The organism is Undibacterium pigrum, assembly GCF_003201815.1.
In the GTDB taxonomy this organism is placed as follows: domain Bacteria; phylum Pseudomonadota; class Gammaproteobacteria; order Burkholderiales; family Burkholderiaceae_D; genus Undibacterium; species Undibacterium pigrum.
This window is the reverse complement of sequence record NZ_QJKB01000029.1, coordinates 1-13,842: the sequence shown is the minus strand read 5'-3', so window position 1 is coordinate 13,842 and position 13,842 is coordinate 1. Positions and strand designations below refer to the sequence as shown.

Genomic DNA, 13,842 nt, shown 5'->3' with positions numbered 1-13,842 from the left:
TCCAGTCACTCGATCTTGATATGCCTACCAAGAACTTGTTAGTAGCTATATTAACGAATAACTACCGAAAGCGTCATAATACAAGGTACGATTAGCGCAGCGTAATCGTACGCATGCGATGTCTTAACTAGCTACAGGCTTCAAGCAAATCCCATGATCGCCACCTGTCCATCGCTGCACCATCGCAATGTATATTTGATTCATTACCATAAAGCAGCCGTGATTTTGAAGCAGCATAGAAAATTGCGACTGACCATGTGTACGATTACGCTGCGCTAAGCTTACATACACCAGTTGCACGAGCCTACGACAATTTCACTTGTAAAATATGAAAACAGCATACATCAGCGGCCATTTGAAGATTTCAAACGAAGAGTTCACTGAGCATTATGTCCCCAAAATAGCAGAGGCGTTGGAGCGAGGCGACTCATTTTTGGTTGGCGATGCAAGGGGAGTAGATGAAACGGCCCAAAAGTATCTCGTCTTATATACCGACAAGATCAAGGTGTACCATATGTTTGAGAAACCTAGAAACTGTGAGTTGGGGCTTGAGACAGTCGGCGGATTCCAATCAGACGAAGAGCGGGATGCTGCGATGACAGCCGCAAGTGATTATGATATTGCCTGGGTGAGGCCCGGAAGAGAGGATTCGGGCACGGCAAGGAACCTCAAACGAAGACAGAAATGAGAGCAGCCCCGTAGGTACGATTAGCGCAGCGTAATCGTACGCATGCGATGCCTAAAATAAGCAAAGACTTCATCAAATCTTATGATCGCTGCATGTTCATCTCTGCACGAGTGTAATGTATACTTGATTTATCACAAAAAAAGCAGCCGTAACTCTGAAGCAGCATGGAAAATTGCCGCTGACCATGCGTACGATTACGCTGTGCTAATCGTACCTACGCAGGCTAATCGTAACTACAAGAGCTATCCACAATAGACGACATCCATCAGCGTATCATATTGGTCAAATAAGCCTTGTCAAGTATAACCTGAAGAAACAATGACCAGTTCCAATCAAACGCCACCAGGCAAACTCAAGACCTTACGTATATTAAAAGCCGTAGTTGCAGCAGGACTGTATGCCGCCATTTTTCTTCCAGCCTTATTTTTCTCATTGTTCTGCATCGTATTGACGGTTGGCAGCGGCAATGAATTTGCCAACGCACTTGTCAATTTTGCGGGTAAAATCATAGAAGTCCCTCTAAGGATGTTGAATATGGGCGCTGGGGGTGGCATATTTCCTGCAAGTTTTTTTTGGTCGCTGGTCCTGTACGCAGTTGTATTTCTACGCGTATTTTTCTTCACTCGCGTAGACCCCTTAAATGAGATTGAAGCTGCGAAAAGATACGATCAAATGAAAGCCCCTGCTATTTTATCTTTGCTGTTCCTGTTGACGTCGTTGGCAGTTTTGGCAAAATGGGAATAGCGATAGACGCCAAGCAAACTCTGTGATCGCTATCTGTCCATCGCTGAACGAGCGCAATGTATACTTGATTCATCACCAAAAAGCAGCCGTGATTTTGAAGCAGCATAGAAAATTGCAGCTGACCATGCGTGCGATTAGGCTGCATTAATCGTATCTACGCGAGAGCTTCAGAGATTTATATGCATTCCTGAAGCCAATTTGGCAGCCTTCAACCAAAGACGGACAGACAATATTCCCCTGGCTACGCCAAGGTGAATGCGAGCACAGAAAAAAATATCGAGAAAGCAGACAAACATGTCATATGGATTCGCCTTGTTTATATTGGGTGTGATTTGCGGATGGATTAATGAGTTGCGGGCACGACATTACGAACCGGATATCACGCATGCCTCCGCACAATACGCAGATCGACTCTATCGTCGCGGCACCTTCGAAATTCTTTTTTGGAAAAGCTCAATCAGGAAATTAACTTTAGTTTTTGAGCGAGAGCCAGAGGATGTAAAGGAGTATGTCTCATCCATGAGAAAAACCGAATTGATGAGCTGGTTATTGATGATTTTGGGCGTCATTCTTATGATATGGGGGGAGCACTAACGTGAATCATATTGCATGCAACATACGGATGATTAACGTTGCGTTAATCTCCTCACCTGATCAGAAGTTCCCTGAATAAAAATCAAATGCCAACCATGAAGGAGTCATTAAGCAATGTTTGACTGGGAATCATTTGGGATCATGAAAAAATCATCTGTGGATTCGCAAATGGTTGCTTTAATTCAGGGCAAACTTAAGGTCATATTTCCTGAGTCATATATAGACCTGATGAAGTATTCTGACGGCTCCTGCCCGGAGATATCTTCTTTCGAGTATCAAGATTCCGGGACATGCATCAGTGAGTTTTTTGAATTTAGCGATGAGTTAAGACCATTTACTGTTATGTGGTATACGCGCCCCAATGGAGTGCCAAATCTGCCAGAAAGATATATCCCGATAGCACGGGATGCTGGAGATTACTTAATCTGCCTGAACTTTAATATTAGTCCGCCTGCGGTGGAAATCTTTGATCCGGCTTCACATCAATTCAACTTTATTGCTCATAGTTTCAGTCAGTTTGTCAGCTTATGGCATGAATAGAGGCCGTAGGTACGGTTAGCCCAGCGTAATCGTACGCATGATCATCCGCAAAATCACCTGAACTCTCGAAACCCCATGCCCAATTGCCGCCGCGCATTCGTCCCGGGAGCCACATGGTTTTTCACCGTCAATTTGCTGCAAAGGCACGGCAATGATTTGCTGGTACGCGAGATTGCACTGTTGCGGCAGGTAGTCAAAAATGTGCGTCACAAATACCCATTCCATATTGATGCCTGGGTAGTCTTGCCAGAGCATATGCATTGCATCTTCACCTTGCCTGAAGGCGATAGCGATTTCAGCCTGCGCTGGCGGCTCATCAAAAGTGCTTTCTCACGCGCCTTGCCAAAAACAGGATCACTCTCCGCTGTCCGTCTGGCAGCAGGTGAACGCGGTATCTGGCAGCGTCACTACTGGGAACATCTGATACGCGATGAACTGGACTATCAAAGGCATGTAGATTACGTGCATGTCAATCCACTCAAGCATGGCCTGGTCCAGCGTGTCTGTGACTAGCCTTACTCTACGTTTCATCGCTATCTCAGCGAAGGCGTGTATCCTGTTGAATGGTGCGGTGATGTGACGGCCGATGTAGCTGGCGGGGTCTGATATTCGTCGTTGTAAAAATGCGTTATAGTTGATGTGACTTAACGCGGCTGACATGCGTACGATTACGCAGCGCTAATCGTACACGAGCTGGAATTGACGGCGATATTACCCCGATTAGCTTGCTGCAATGAGGTATCGCAGTCCCAATGAGTTTTTATCCATCCTGATAATTAAGCATACATGTTCACACCAGAATTCATCAATCATGAAAAGAACGAGTATGTGCTCGTTGCTAACCATAGCCTTGAAAATCAGGAAGCTATCAACCTAAGCCTGCAATTCAACAAGGCCCGCATTGCCTTTGGCAATGCGCATTTGCCTGAGCATATCAGCTCATGTCGCATTATTTACGACATCAGGGGCCAATCCCTGCCCGCTGCCACCATAGCGCAAGTCAGCAAGACTCTTGAATCGCTCTGTATCGTGGAGTTCAAACGCTAATGGGTATCCAGATCATTGTAAAAGCCACGTCTGTCAGCGAAATTGAGCGTGCACTTGGTGAAATAGCGTCTGAATGCGAGATTTTTCCGATTGATGCAGAGAGCTGGGGTGTTTCCATTCCGGGCAAGCTTATTAATGTCATCGGTGAAGATGGTATCCGTGCATCGCTAAGCAAACTCGTGCATTTTGATTTGTGGGCTGGAGTGTGGGTAAACCCTCGATAGCTCAGCATCTATTGCACTTCGCATGCAGTACAACACCTCTCAATTGAAGATGAAGGTCAAATGACATCTGCCGCCCAATTTATTGACATGTATGAGCAAGGAATATACACCACAGATGAAATAGTATCCATGTTCATTACCTGGGCGGCTGAACATGCGCCTGCTAGTTATATGCCAGACCTGCCTGCGGAATTGGTAGAACAGATAAAAGAAGAAGTGAAACACCCACCCAATTCAAGTGAGGAAGTTCTTTTTCTGCATCGCGATCCAATCCGGGAATTGAATTGGTTTAAAGGCGCATGGGTTTTGCATGATCATTTTTTCCAAGTGCGGGATAAGTGATGCTCAGGCTTCATTCAATGCCAGATTCTCTACACGATAAAAAAGCTTGTACCACAAATCATAAGCCCCCTCTCCCGCTTACTTCCACACACTGCTTTTCAGCGCCGATTCGTCTGTGTGATCATACACATCGATTATCTTTGTCAGTGCGCCGGACCATCCGCCGAAATGGCCATGGTCTTTTTTATCAAATCTCGCGATGATGGTCGCCGTTTTTCCATTGAATTTTTCAAGAACTGCCATCTTCTTCGAAATTCTCTTCTTATCGGCATCACTTGCATAAGGGCCAGAATCTATATTGATCCAGATGCAGTCCTTGCTGGAAACTTGCACTGTGTAAGGACAAAGGGACATGTTTTCTGTGCCTATAAAAACATAACCTGTGACGTTCACCTGCTTGCCATGATAGCGTTCAGGCGTGGCAACCAGATTGATCAGGGACAGCTCAAGTACCTTTTCTCGAGTGCCAGCCATCGCCGCGGTAGCAAAGAAAACCGTAGCCATCAGCAGACAGGTGGGTAATAATCGTAGTGATAAGTGAAATGAAAAGCGACGAGATATTTTCATGTAATGTGTTCTATGATGGAAAAAATTGGCTCAGCCTGCGTAGGTACGATTGGAGCAGCGTAATCGTACGCATGCTGTGCTGGAAATAGCAAAAGACTTCATTAAATCTCATGGCCACCGCCGTAATCATCGGTGCAGGAGTGTGATGTATACTTGATTCAAGATCATAAAGCAGTCGCGATTTTTTAAAGCAGTATAGAGGATTTCGGCTGACCATACGTACGATTACGCTGCGCCAATCGTACCCATACAAATTTAAAAAATACGGTGCACTATGCAATCTAAAGTCATTCGAATGGCGATTATCTTACTATCATGCGCGCCCTGCATCAGTGCTTACGCACGAGATGATCACGCCTTGCCAGAGCTATTGCGCGTCATGGGGTTTTCGGAACTTATCCGTGCACAAGTCGATGTTAGTTGCAGGCAGGATGCGCAATATGCTGCCAACCCTCGTTTGATAACACTTTGCGACAAACGTCACCATATTCCAGATACGGTGATTGAAGGCGCAGCTTTGCCTTATCTCAGGCGCCACATGTCAACTCAACTTGCACAGGAAGCGATCGCCATATTGACATCGCCGTCGGAAAAAGCAGTATCCAGAAAACTGACCGCAGAAATCGCCTCGGGCAATCACAATCTCCTGACACCAGACGAATTGTTGCTGTTAAAGCGCAGGAATGAGTCAAGACATGGCCAGGCACTGTCGGCATTTTCGTCAGATCCAGAGCAAGGAAGAGCGGTTGCCCGTGCGATGTTTGAATATGACCCAAGGACTGGCAGCAGTCATCCCGCCCCACTTAAACCATGACAAACACCACAACTCTTTCCGGCAAAGACATACATGATCTGGCCTTGATTGAACAAGCCGTCATGGATTGCGAAACCCTTGAGGGTGATGATCTGATGGCGCGCCTGGATGTTATCGGCGGCCTACTACAAGACAATGTTGTGCGTTTGCAGCTGGATGAGGAAATCAACCACTTGTTCACATTTGCCCGATGCATAGGTTGCGAAGCGCTTTCGATGGCTATCAGAGAAAAATATTACTCCCCAGATTGCTGGGGAGCAGCACCCCGTCGCCGTTACCAACCAAATTTTCTTTTGAAGATCAATGGCAGCAACCGCACTTCGAGTATTGTTTATCCCTTGAAAAAGCAAAAAGACGGCATGGCGATGATTATGCTCGAACATATGAAATGGGACCCAAGATACACAATAGGCGCAAAGAAATTGCTACACTACATTGATGAAAATAAATTGTGGACAATGGCTGATGGGGAGCACCTGTTTGCATAGCAGCCCTTGAATATGTAAAGGAAAAATCATGCATGATTGGATACATCTGACAGGCCGATGGGGGATGGATACGAAAAACCCGGCACGTGCTGATCTGAAAAAAGCGCTCAGTGAATTATTTGACTCGCCAGAGGACGACGAACATCCTGACGCGTGGCTGACATGCGGTAGCGAGAACGGCCCACTCTATACAGTCAACATATTTTCAAGTGGCTATGCGATATTCACCGTATACGATGATGCAGATATGAGGACAGAATTACAAAGAAAAGAAATCAGCAACATCAATCACGAGTCTGGCCTGCTGTTGTGGGAAAATCTTATAAAAGAAAATTATGAAGGAATTTAATGATTACATCTTCGCCCTATTAACCCTTTAAGCCTGATCAGAGACGTAGGGCATCCTGGCAAATGGCATCCTGCTCGCCAGCAGCCGGACCAGGACTGGGAGATATCCATTGGCCATGGATCACGCCTTTATCTCAAGCCAGTACAAGCTCTATTTTGGATCTTCATTTGGCATGGGAATGCGTTTGTACTTTATTCCAGAATTTATTGCGCGTTTTAAAGAGGGGGATCTGGGCTGGTGGGATGAGCTGGAAGCTTACAACCGGGCTATGCCAGTATAAGCCATAAGTCAACTCGTCAACTGCAGCATCAATCCTGAAAAAAGGTTTCAAGGCTTTTTCACAAACTGGAAATCCACATCAATGGTTTTTTCAAACACCAGTTTTTCAACTGCGTTATTCATCAAGACCCTGACTTTTTTTATGTGGCATGGTTCAGCCACGGAGAAAGATTTGCGTATCCCGCCTTTGCCCTTTTGCCTGTCCCAATAGCCTTCATAGCTCATCTTGCATGTCGTGACAGGGATCAGTGACAGTGCCAGGCCTTCGCTGGTGTTGATATCGTAAAACAGATCGGCTTCTACCTCACTGCCCACTGCCAGGGTGGCAGGTGTGCCGCCGATGAAATTAACGTCAGTGATGGTGGAACCTGTGCCATCGCGCTTTTTGGCTTCCAGCGCCGGGTCTGTCACATAGGTGTAGTTGACCGGGATATCATGTCTGAATGTCCTGTTATGCGCTGTGTCCTTTGCAATGATGCTGAGTGTGCTGACCTTGCCAGCTTCATTCAGGTAGACAAAACGGCTGACTGTGCCAGTACCGGGCACGAGTGAATCGGATGAACCCTGGTAATTTGATTCATAGCTGTTATCGAGTATTTTTACCCAGACCGGCATTTCTTCAGCGGGGCTGGAGTAGCGGTATTTGAACTTGACCGTGATGGGCTGCATGGCTTTCAAGGTGCTGCCAGGCTTGGGAGAGATACTGACGATATCAATGCGCAAGTCTGTCTTTGCTACTGCCTGCGCGGGCGGTGTGGCCGGTGCCGCAGGAAAAGTCTGCGCCGCCAGCGCCACCGCTGGCAACTGGGAAAGCGAGCTCACGATGCACAGAGTGGCAGCGATTGACGATAATTTCATGGTGAGGGTGTCCTGTCTGCTGATTTTTTGCATGCTACTTGCATAGGGATATGCGTTGATGCGCGCAGTGTAGCAAAAGCAGGTGACAGGGGATATCAGACTAAAGTATGCGGTATGGCCTGGTATGCCGGAACAAGGTGGCGGCAACTTTAGCTGGGGATGCCCTTATGATGAAGCTACGCCCATATCGCAGGCTAGCAACGGAGGCACGATCTTATTCCCAGCCCCCTTTTTTCCAGGACTTGCATTTGATCTTGGCATTGCCGTACAGGGTGAGCATTTGTTTTTCTATGCCCAGTTCTCGCGCACGTTCACGGCTCATGCAAAGATTATTTGTTCCCAGCCACCAGTTGATGATCCTCAATTCACCCTCCTGGCTTTGCTCCGCAAGGAAATAGATGTTATTAACAACTTCCAGATTGGGCGAGCTGTGCATTCTGGTCACAACAGAAGCATGGTCTTTTTTAAGATGACCGATCAAGACCTCTTCAATGCCGATAAACACAATTACTTCAGAATAGAATTCGATGACGTTTGGCTTGGGTATATTCGGTCTCCCCAGCTTGATATCATTGATGCGAGCTTCCATCAGAATGATATGAGGATGTTCAAGACCAGCCATGCTATTACAGCCACTGAGTACTGCCATCGTGCTCATGAAAAAAAGAATACGGGCAAAAAATTTCATTGTCTGTGGTTTTCCATGCTTGGTCTTGTTGATATTGCTGGTGCTGCAGGCAGCCTTCGCAGGTACGATCTGCATTTTGCCGGCCTGTTTTTTGTGGCAAGTAGCCATCCAAGTAGCCATCCATTTTTGGCAACTGTATTCATCAACATTCTGGTCATCACAGGATTTTATCAAGCAATTATTTCGAAGTGCCAATACTTGCCTCAAATATCTTTTCAACCTTAATTGACATTTAGTCTTGTTTTTAAGATATTATTAATTTAATCATATTTCCTACGCGATTTAAGCTCACCCATGAGCAGGCAAGGCGATGAAAACAGAAATTGCCTGAGATGTCATGGGCACAGGGAGATGGCAGGCTCTAGTACTTTGCTCTGTTGTGAAGCTGGTGCTGTATCTGCTGCATCTGCTCACTGATGCATGCGGTCTTTTTCCAGGCTAGTTCGATTTCAGCGCTTTTACCCTAGTTGTTGACTAATAAGTAAAAAAAATGAAACCACTATTCATCTTGCTGGCTTTTTCGTCTGTAGCGTTTGCAGCGGAGCCTGATTACACAATAAAGAATATTGACGCAAAAACTGTCGCCTATGACGGAGATATTGTCGCCGGGAGCCACAAAGATTTATTGGCCCACCTCACACCAGAAACTGAGCTGTTAAAGATTAACTCACCAGGTGGCAACGCAGAAGAAGCGATGTTAATGGCGAATGATATTCGACAAAGGAATATTCAACTTGTCGTAGAGTCTGCCTGCCTCTCATCTTGTGCTAATTATTTGTTTCTCGCAGCACGAAGTAAAGTGTTGGAGCCGGGTGCTTTTCTGGGTTTCCATGGTTCATTGGTTGGCATGCTGTCGCGAGAGTCAATCAGCCAATTTCAGAATGGAAAATTGAAAAGTGCGGACTTGTCCAATAAGGGACCACGAGAAGCTTTCATGAAACTAGGACTTTTGGAACTGGAATTTTTAAAATCCATCAGTGTCAATCGCGACCTGTTTAAAGAGATTGATAAGAAACTGAAACCAGTGATTTTGAAAGAAAAAAGAGAGCCCAAAGTAACTGGGAAAATAGTACTCATCAGCAGTGATAATCAATGGGAATATCAGATAAACGAGCTAGAAGCGGCGCAAGAAAAAGCCATGAATCTGGCAAAAGCTGGCATAGCGGTAGAAATAAAAATGGAAATGAAGAGAGAGGGCACAGCATCGAATCTGGCCTACTTTCCTGATCGGGGGATGTTAGAAAAATATGGGGTAAAGGGAATTGCAAGTTATTCCTACCCCAAGAACGCTGTCGAATTAAATCGGCGCGTTGTAGCCAAGATAGGTACAGGCGTTAATATTTTTGGTAACTTTTAAGGAAGTCTTATTCAACTCAACTCAATTCAACCCACGCAGGTAAGATTAAGCTGCGCTAATCGTATCTACATGAGCTTTCGTACTCGCATGATGGGAAAACAGGTACACTAATGCCTTCTTTTAAGGGGACATAAGATGGGCGTGGAATACCGACATTTTGTGGTCGTCAATGACAAGGATTGGCTACCAGCGGTGGATACCCTGGCACGTGTCGATGCGGTCTTGTATAAATGGTCCTTGATCGATAAACCGACCATGGTGTTTGACTTATCGACAATGAAAGAATCGTCAGAAAAATCCATTCCCAACTCAATGCCGGGTGCAGGCCAAGTGCTTGTCTACGATGAAGTTGCTAACGGCAAGCCCGTAGTCAACATTGCCGGGCGGTGTTACTACGATACCGTAAAGGACGAGGATCACTACATTTCAAGCATCATTGTTGTCGCCGGCAATGATATCCGCATCCAGCAGTCGGACGAGTACTGTTACTTTGAACAAACTTCACCTGCGCCTGATCAGGTCTGCGATGGTTTTATGTCTGACCTGGATACAATTCCCTGGCCTGTTTCAAAAACCTTTGATGCCTACCTGGTACACGGGAAATATTTGGGCACACCTAAGGTCAACATTCATTTCAGTAAAAATTTCCCTGGGCTGTATGAATGGACCAACTATGCAGGATATTGGCGCGGCGCTGTCATGCTGGACTTTGGCAAAAGCTTGCCGAACTTTTGCGAAAACTTACGTCAATTGCCTGCACGCGATTTTGTCAATGAACTGGCGACTGCATTTCGCGGGCCAATTGCCGAGATAGGTGTCGTTTATTAAGCCCTAGTAGAAACAGTTAGCCCGCTCAGGTAAGCAAGGGGACCAACATCTTATTCCCACACCCCGTTTTTCCGGTACTTGCATTTGATCTTGGCATTGCCGTACAGGGTGAGCATTTGTTTTTCTATGTCCAGTTCCCGAGCAAGTTGACGGCTCATGCAAAGACGATCCGTTCCCAGCCACCAGTCAATGATCCTCAATTCGCCCTCCTGGCTTTGCTCTGCAAGGAAATAAATTCTGCGGGCATCATCGATGATGGGAAAAGCATGCATTCTGGTCACAACAGAAGCATGGTCTTTTTTTAGATGGCCAATCAAGACCTCTTCAATTCCAATAAATACAACTATTTCAGGATAGGTAATATAGACGTTTGGCTGAGGGATATCCGGCCTCCCCCATTTGACATCATTCATGCGTGCTTCCATGAGGATGATACTGGGATGTTCAAGGCCAGCCATGCTGTTACAGCCATTCAACGCTGCCATCACGGTCATCAAAAAAAGAATACGGGCAAAAAATTTCATAGGCTGTGGTTTTCCATGGCTGGTCTTGTTGCTATTGCAGAGCAGACTCAATTTACTCATACGTGCGGACCAGTTTAAAAACCGCACGTACATCCCTTATTACATGCAATGATCACTCAGCCGCATAGCGCAGGACATAGCCAGATGCTTTGAACGCTTCATTGCCTGCCAGCTTGCCTTGCGACTCTTCAACAATCTTGAAACCCTCGCTGAGATAAAGCGTCAGCGCGGCCTGGTTGCCCTGCAGGACTTCGGTATCGAGTTTGCCCTGATTGGCGCTGATGGCGTGGCGCAGCAGATGCCTGCCTGTGCCTTGCTTGAAATTTGCGGGGTCTACATACAGCCAGGTCAGTTCGCCTTCGCACCAGGCGGCAAAACCTTGTACTTTTCCATCCAGTTCAGCGACGACGATGTCGCCGTCAAACAGTCCTTCGTTCTCGCCGGTTTGTTCCAGCGTCAGGTAGGCATCTGGCAAACCCGCGGCTTGCAGTTCAAACACGCGTGCCGCATCGTGGATAGTGCACAGGCGTGGCCAGTCGGCTGGCAGATAATTTCGTATGTTCATATATTGTGTCTTTCATGTTGGTATCGATGACAAAATCAGCGGGCGTGTGCGCCATGTCGGCCATGCCTTCAACGTCTGCAGAGGTGCAACAAGACCGGGCCAGATGTGCAAGACATAGCTCTTCTGTGCTGATGATGTGTGATGCATGTGTGATGCATGTGCGCCAGGAAGGGCATGCTCCTCAGCGGCTGTAAGGCACTGATCGTGCTCTTGAAGGATTATACGAACATGAAAAACATTGCCATACCTCTGTTAATTTCTATAATAAGATGTATTTTCGCCCATCCCTACCGAGACAAGCAGATGAAACTTCAACTCAAGAAAAACTATGTGCCTTATCTGGCAGTACTGCTGGCCCTGCCCTGCCTGACCTATTCTGCCGACAAGGCCAAGCCTGCGCCAACGATCAACACGCCAGACACCACCGTGTGCAGCAGCAATGCCGTAGAACGCACGCTGCCGTTTCCGGTTGGTGACAAGGCGCTGTACTTCCTCAACCTGCGCGATGGTGACAAGGTGCGGTCACCATTTAGGGTGGCATTTTCTGTCTCGGGCATGGGTGTCGCGCCTGTGCAGGCGGGTAATATCGACGGCACTGGCCATCACCATATCCTGATCGACCTGGACCTGCCGCAAGACATCAAGAAACCCATCCCCTTTGACAGTGCAGACGAATATCAACATCAGCATTATAAACATTTTGGCAAGGGAGAAACAGAAACCGTGCTGAACCTGCCACCTGGCAAGCACAAACTGCGTCTGATGTTCGCCAACCACCAGCACGTACCCTATTATATCGCCAGCAAGGAAGTCAACATCGAGGTGCTGCCGAGCAAGGGTTAAGCACAGCTGCTTGGAGCGAGTTATTGCTTACGAACCTGCGCCTACTACATTGCCCGCAAAACTCGCCATCCCACAAGCGTCATTCCTGCGCAGACAGGAATCCATCTGAAGAATATGGACAATGGTGGGGCTGAGATCACATTTGCAAAAACACTGAAAAAAAATCGACGTGCACTCCAACCTGGAGGCACGTCGTTTTTTTTGAGCAACCCTCATGACAAGGGTGCTGGCTTAATTGCTTACTTCGCTGCCGGTGCGACAGATGGTGTTGCTGCTACTGGCGCTGTTGGAGCTGCTGCCTTGACATCGTCCGCTTTCTTGTCTGCTTTCGCCTTCCTGGCATGTTTAACATGCTTCACTTTTGCCTCAGCCGCTGGCTTGGCTTCTGCCGCTGGTGCAGGTGTCGCCGGTGTGGCGGCTACAGCGGATGCGGAGGCAACAGCAACCGGTGCAGTAGCAGATGCCGCCTTGGCTGGCGCTGCTGGTGTGGTGGCGAAGGCGCTGCCCATCAATACGGTGGAAGCGATAATGGCGGTGATCAGTTTGTTCATGGTCTGGTCCTGGTATAGGTAAAGTAATGTGAGCTTCTGATTACCGGCAGCTCGTGCTGCCGGTATTCATGTAAAAACGTAAAACTTATTTCGATGCGGCGCTGGCTGAAGCGGATGCAGATGCTGCTTTCACTTCTTTCTTGGCGTGCTTTTCATGTTTCTCGTGTTTCTCATGCTTGACAGCTTTCTCAGTAGCTGCTGGCTTGGTTTCTGCTGCTGGCATTGCTGGTGTAGAAGCAACAGCGGAAGCAGATGCTGCCACTACTTTCGCTGCCGGGGCAGATTTTGCCACGCTGGCTGCGGCGGCTGCAGATGCTGGCTTGGCGGCCGTGGCAGCAGTAGCGCTAGCTGGCGTCTGTGCAAATGCGCTACCCATAACAACTGTGGAAGCGATGATGGCGGTGATCAGTTTGTTCATGATATTTTCCTATTCGTGTTTGGGTTTGTTTGCTCTGTTTTTGCACTTCATTTTTTGCTTCGTAGTCACGCTACGTAAGCCAAAAACGCCGCCCGGATACTTTGCGTTGACGCAAAAAAACCACTTTTCAGTGGCTTAGTGTTGTTGTTCTAAACGGCATATCAGCTGTCAACCGAATGCCATGCTCATGCGTTACGCGCGTAGGAACACAAAAAACGACGCCTGCCTGATGCATGGCGTCGTTTTTTTTGGGAGAGTTGAAAACACGATAGTGCGCACCACGCCTCCCACTCTGCTGATCACATGACGTCGCTTCTAGCACACACTATTTTTTGCACATTGCCGTGATGTAGGGCGCAATATATTGCGCCGCATGTGTACCTGGCATACGGCAGAGATTTTTTTCCAGAGTAGGCGGCGATCACATACGGCGCATTGCAATGCGTATATGGACTCCTCAGGAATTGCAAGTTTTTGTTGTTTCGGCTTAAGTTCAACTGCTCGCGTATATCCGGCTTCTCAATTGGGTACCGT

General features: G+C 47.3%; 22 protein-coding genes. 16 read left to right on the top strand and 6 right to left on the bottom strand.

Annotated features, from left to right (window positions below; all coding sequences use genetic code 11):
- The first annotated feature begins 328 nt into the window (after positions 1–328).
- From DFR42_RS28750 to DFR42_RS28715, 8 genes are all read left to right on the top strand, one after another.
- Positions 329–688, top strand: a complete 360-nt coding sequence (locus DFR42_RS28750) for a hypothetical protein (protein WP_110258514.1) — start codon at positions 329–331, stop codon at positions 686–688.
- 318 nt (positions 689–1,006) lie between these two features.
- On the top strand, positions 1,007–1,432 hold the full coding sequence (locus tag DFR42_RS28745; protein ID WP_110258513.1) for a hypothetical protein: 426 nt from the start codon (positions 1,007–1,009) through the stop codon (positions 1,430–1,432).
- Positions 1,433–1,726: 294 nt separating this feature from the next.
- Positions 1,727–2,026 (top strand): hypothetical protein, encoded by a 300-nt coding sequence (locus tag DFR42_RS28740; protein WP_110258512.1) that lies wholly within the window; start codon positions 1,727–1,729, stop codon positions 2,024–2,026.
- A gap of 114 nt (positions 2,027–2,140) precedes the next feature.
- On the top strand, positions 2,141–2,566 hold the full coding sequence (locus DFR42_RS28735; RefSeq protein WP_211324448.1) for an SMI1/KNR4 family protein: 426 nt from the start codon (positions 2,141–2,143) through the stop codon (positions 2,564–2,566).
- A 75-nt stretch (positions 2,567–2,641) separates the two neighbouring features.
- Positions 2,642–3,079, top strand: a complete 438-nt coding sequence (locus DFR42_RS28730; protein ID WP_245937127.1) for an REP-associated tyrosine transposase — start codon at positions 2,642–2,644, stop codon at positions 3,077–3,079.
- Positions 3,080–3,352: 273 nt separating this feature from the next.
- Positions 3,353–3,613 carry a hypothetical protein gene (locus tag DFR42_RS28725; protein ID WP_110258511.1) on the top strand — a complete coding sequence of 87 codons (261 nt, stop codon included), beginning with the start codon at positions 3,353–3,355 and terminating at the stop codon, positions 3,611–3,613.
- Positions 3,613–3,837: a hypothetical protein gene (locus tag DFR42_RS28720; protein ID WP_110258510.1), complete on the top strand. Its 225-nt coding sequence runs from the start codon at positions 3,613–3,615 to the stop codon at positions 3,835–3,837. The genes DFR42_RS28725 and DFR42_RS28720 overlap by 1 nt, the downstream gene beginning before the upstream one ends.
- A gap of 60 nt (positions 3,838–3,897) precedes the next feature.
- The gene (locus tag DFR42_RS28715; RefSeq protein WP_110258509.1) at positions 3,898–4,179 is read left to right on the top strand and encodes a hypothetical protein; all 282 of its coding nucleotides are present in this window, start codon (positions 3,898–3,900) and stop codon (positions 4,177–4,179) included.
- Between the two features lie 78 nt (positions 4,180–4,257).
- Here the strand turns inward: DFR42_RS28715 and DFR42_RS28710 are convergent, their stop codons facing one another.
- The gene (locus tag DFR42_RS28710; protein ID WP_146219014.1) at positions 4,258–4,746 is read right to left on the bottom strand and encodes a hypothetical protein; all 489 of its coding nucleotides are present in this window, start codon (positions 4,744–4,746) and stop codon (positions 4,258–4,260) included.
- Between the two features lie 274 nt (positions 4,747–5,020).
- On the opposite strand from DFR42_RS28710, the gene DFR42_RS28705 reads away from it, so the two are divergent.
- The 4 genes from DFR42_RS28705 (at position 5,021) to DFR42_RS29450 (ending at position 6,677) form a co-directional block, all read left to right on the top strand.
- Positions 5,021–5,560 carry a hypothetical protein gene (locus DFR42_RS28705; protein WP_146219013.1) on the top strand — a complete coding sequence of 180 codons (540 nt, stop codon included), beginning with the start codon at positions 5,021–5,023 and terminating at the stop codon, positions 5,558–5,560.
- Entirely contained in the window at positions 5,557–6,048 is a 492-nt protein-coding gene (locus DFR42_RS28700; RefSeq protein ID WP_110258506.1) for a hypothetical protein, read from the top strand. The genes DFR42_RS28705 and DFR42_RS28700 overlap by 4 nt, the downstream gene beginning before the upstream one ends.
- A gap of 28 nt (positions 6,049–6,076) precedes the next feature.
- The gene (locus tag DFR42_RS28695) at positions 6,077–6,397 is read left to right on the top strand and encodes a hypothetical protein (RefSeq protein ID WP_110258505.1); all 321 of its coding nucleotides are present in this window, start codon (positions 6,077–6,079) and stop codon (positions 6,395–6,397) included.
- A gap of 115 nt (positions 6,398–6,512) precedes the next feature.
- Positions 6,513–6,677, top strand: coding sequence for a hypothetical protein (locus DFR42_RS29450; protein WP_170133738.1), 165 nt, complete (start codon positions 6,513–6,515; stop codon positions 6,675–6,677).
- 47 nt (positions 6,678–6,724) lie between these two features.
- Here DFR42_RS29450 and DFR42_RS28690 read toward each other — a convergent pair whose 3' ends face one another.
- On the bottom strand, positions 6,725–7,534 hold the full coding sequence (locus tag DFR42_RS28690) for a hypothetical protein (RefSeq protein WP_146219012.1): 810 nt from the start codon (positions 7,532–7,534) through the stop codon (positions 6,725–6,727).
- A gap of 82 nt (positions 7,535–7,616) precedes the next feature.
- On the opposite strand from DFR42_RS28690, the gene DFR42_RS29065 reads away from it, so the two are divergent.
- From DFR42_RS29065 to DFR42_RS28675, 3 genes are all read left to right on the top strand, one after another.
- A complete protein-coding gene (locus tag DFR42_RS29065) occupies positions 7,617–8,447 on the top strand; it encodes a hypothetical protein (RefSeq protein WP_146219011.1) in 831 nt (276 codons plus the stop codon).
- A 265-nt stretch (positions 8,448–8,712) separates the two neighbouring features.
- Positions 8,713–9,579, top strand: a complete 867-nt coding sequence (locus tag DFR42_RS28680) for a hypothetical protein (RefSeq protein WP_110258502.1) — start codon at positions 8,713–8,715, stop codon at positions 9,577–9,579.
- Between the two features lie 135 nt (positions 9,580–9,714).
- On the top strand, positions 9,715–10,407 hold the full coding sequence (locus tag DFR42_RS28675) for a hypothetical protein (protein WP_110258501.1): 693 nt from the start codon (positions 9,715–9,717) through the stop codon (positions 10,405–10,407).
- A gap of 50 nt (positions 10,408–10,457) precedes the next feature.
- Here DFR42_RS28675 and DFR42_RS28670 read toward each other — a convergent pair whose 3' ends face one another.
- Both DFR42_RS28670 and DFR42_RS28660 read right to left on the bottom strand, forming a co-directional pair.
- On the bottom strand, positions 10,458–10,991 hold the full coding sequence (locus DFR42_RS28670) for a hypothetical protein (RefSeq protein ID WP_170133737.1): 534 nt from the start codon (positions 10,989–10,991) through the stop codon (positions 10,458–10,460).
- A gap of 52 nt (positions 10,992–11,043) precedes the next feature.
- Complete coding sequence (locus DFR42_RS28660) at positions 11,044–11,496, bottom strand: GNAT family N-acetyltransferase (RefSeq protein WP_110258498.1); 453 nt, start codon at positions 11,494–11,496, stop codon at positions 11,044–11,046.
- A gap of 303 nt (positions 11,497–11,799) precedes the next feature.
- Between DFR42_RS28660 and DFR42_RS28655 the strand changes: the two genes are divergently transcribed.
- A complete protein-coding gene (locus DFR42_RS28655; RefSeq protein ID WP_170133736.1) occupies positions 11,800–12,339 on the top strand; it encodes a DUF4399 domain-containing protein in 540 nt (179 codons plus the stop codon).
- A 239-nt stretch (positions 12,340–12,578) separates the two neighbouring features.
- Here the strand turns inward: DFR42_RS28655 and DFR42_RS28650 are convergent, their stop codons facing one another.
- Positions 12,579–12,890: a hypothetical protein gene (locus DFR42_RS28650; protein ID WP_110258496.1), complete on the bottom strand. Its 312-nt coding sequence runs from the start codon at positions 12,888–12,890 to the stop codon at positions 12,579–12,581.
- An 85-nt stretch (positions 12,891–12,975) separates the two neighbouring features.
- Positions 12,976–13,308 carry a hypothetical protein gene (locus DFR42_RS29830; RefSeq protein ID WP_110258495.1) on the bottom strand — a complete coding sequence of 111 codons (333 nt, stop codon included), beginning with the start codon at positions 13,306–13,308 and terminating at the stop codon, positions 12,976–12,978.
- Positions 13,309–13,842 lie beyond the last annotated feature (534 nt).

Coding starts and splice junctions, on each gene's coding strand:
- DFR42_RS28750 (WP_110258514.1), top strand. CDS start 329: ATGAAAACAGCATACATCAGCGGCCATTTGAAGATTTCAAACGAAGAG.
- DFR42_RS28745 (WP_110258513.1), top strand. CDS start 1,007: ATGACCAGTTCCAATCAAACGCCACCAGGCAAACTCAAGACCTTACGT.
- DFR42_RS28740 (WP_110258512.1), top strand. CDS start 1,727: ATGTCATATGGATTCGCCTTGTTTATATTGGGTGTGATTTGCGGATGG.
- DFR42_RS28735 (WP_211324448.1), top strand. CDS start 2,141: ATGTTTGACTGGGAATCATTTGGGATCATGAAAAAATCATCTGTGGAT.
- DFR42_RS28730 (WP_245937127.1), top strand. CDS start 2,642: ATGCCCAATTGCCGCCGCGCATTCGTCCCGGGAGCCACATGGTTTTTC.
- DFR42_RS28725 (WP_110258511.1), top strand. CDS start 3,353: ATGTTCACACCAGAATTCATCAATCATGAAAAGAACGAGTATGTGCTC.
- DFR42_RS28720 (WP_110258510.1), top strand. CDS start 3,613: ATGGGTATCCAGATCATTGTAAAAGCCACGTCTGTCAGCGAAATTGAG.
- DFR42_RS28715 (WP_110258509.1), top strand. CDS start 3,898: ATGACATCTGCCGCCCAATTTATTGACATGTATGAGCAAGGAATATAC.
- DFR42_RS28710 (WP_146219014.1), bottom strand. CDS start 4,746: ATGAAAATATCTCGTCGCTTTTCATTTCACTTATCACTACGATTATTA.
- DFR42_RS28705 (WP_146219013.1), top strand. CDS start 5,021: ATGCAATCTAAAGTCATTCGAATGGCGATTATCTTACTATCATGCGCG.
- DFR42_RS28700 (WP_110258506.1), top strand. CDS start 5,557: ATGACAAACACCACAACTCTTTCCGGCAAAGACATACATGATCTGGCC.
- DFR42_RS28695 (WP_110258505.1), top strand. CDS start 6,077: ATGCATGATTGGATACATCTGACAGGCCGATGGGGGATGGATACGAAA.
- DFR42_RS29450 (WP_170133738.1), top strand. CDS start 6,513: ATGGATCACGCCTTTATCTCAAGCCAGTACAAGCTCTATTTTGGATCT.
- DFR42_RS28690 (WP_146219012.1), bottom strand. CDS start 7,534: ATGAAATTATCGTCAATCGCTGCCACTCTGTGCATCGTGAGCTCGCTT.
- DFR42_RS28680 (WP_110258502.1), top strand. CDS start 8,713: ATGAAACCACTATTCATCTTGCTGGCTTTTTCGTCTGTAGCGTTTGCA.
- DFR42_RS28675 (WP_110258501.1), top strand. CDS start 9,715: ATGGGCGTGGAATACCGACATTTTGTGGTCGTCAATGACAAGGATTGG.
- DFR42_RS28670 (WP_170133737.1), bottom strand. CDS start 10,991: ATGAGTAAATTGAGTCTGCTCTGCAATAGCAACAAGACCAGCCATGGA.
- DFR42_RS28660 (WP_110258498.1), bottom strand. CDS start 11,496: ATGAACATACGAAATTATCTGCCAGCCGACTGGCCACGCCTGTGCACT.
- DFR42_RS28655 (WP_170133736.1), top strand. CDS start 11,800: ATGAAACTTCAACTCAAGAAAAACTATGTGCCTTATCTGGCAGTACTG.
- DFR42_RS28650 (WP_110258496.1), bottom strand. CDS start 12,890: ATGAACAAACTGATCACCGCCATTATCGCTTCCACCGTATTGATGGGC.
- DFR42_RS29830 (WP_110258495.1), bottom strand. CDS start 13,308: ATGAACAAACTGATCACCGCCATCATCGCTTCCACAGTTGTTATGGGT.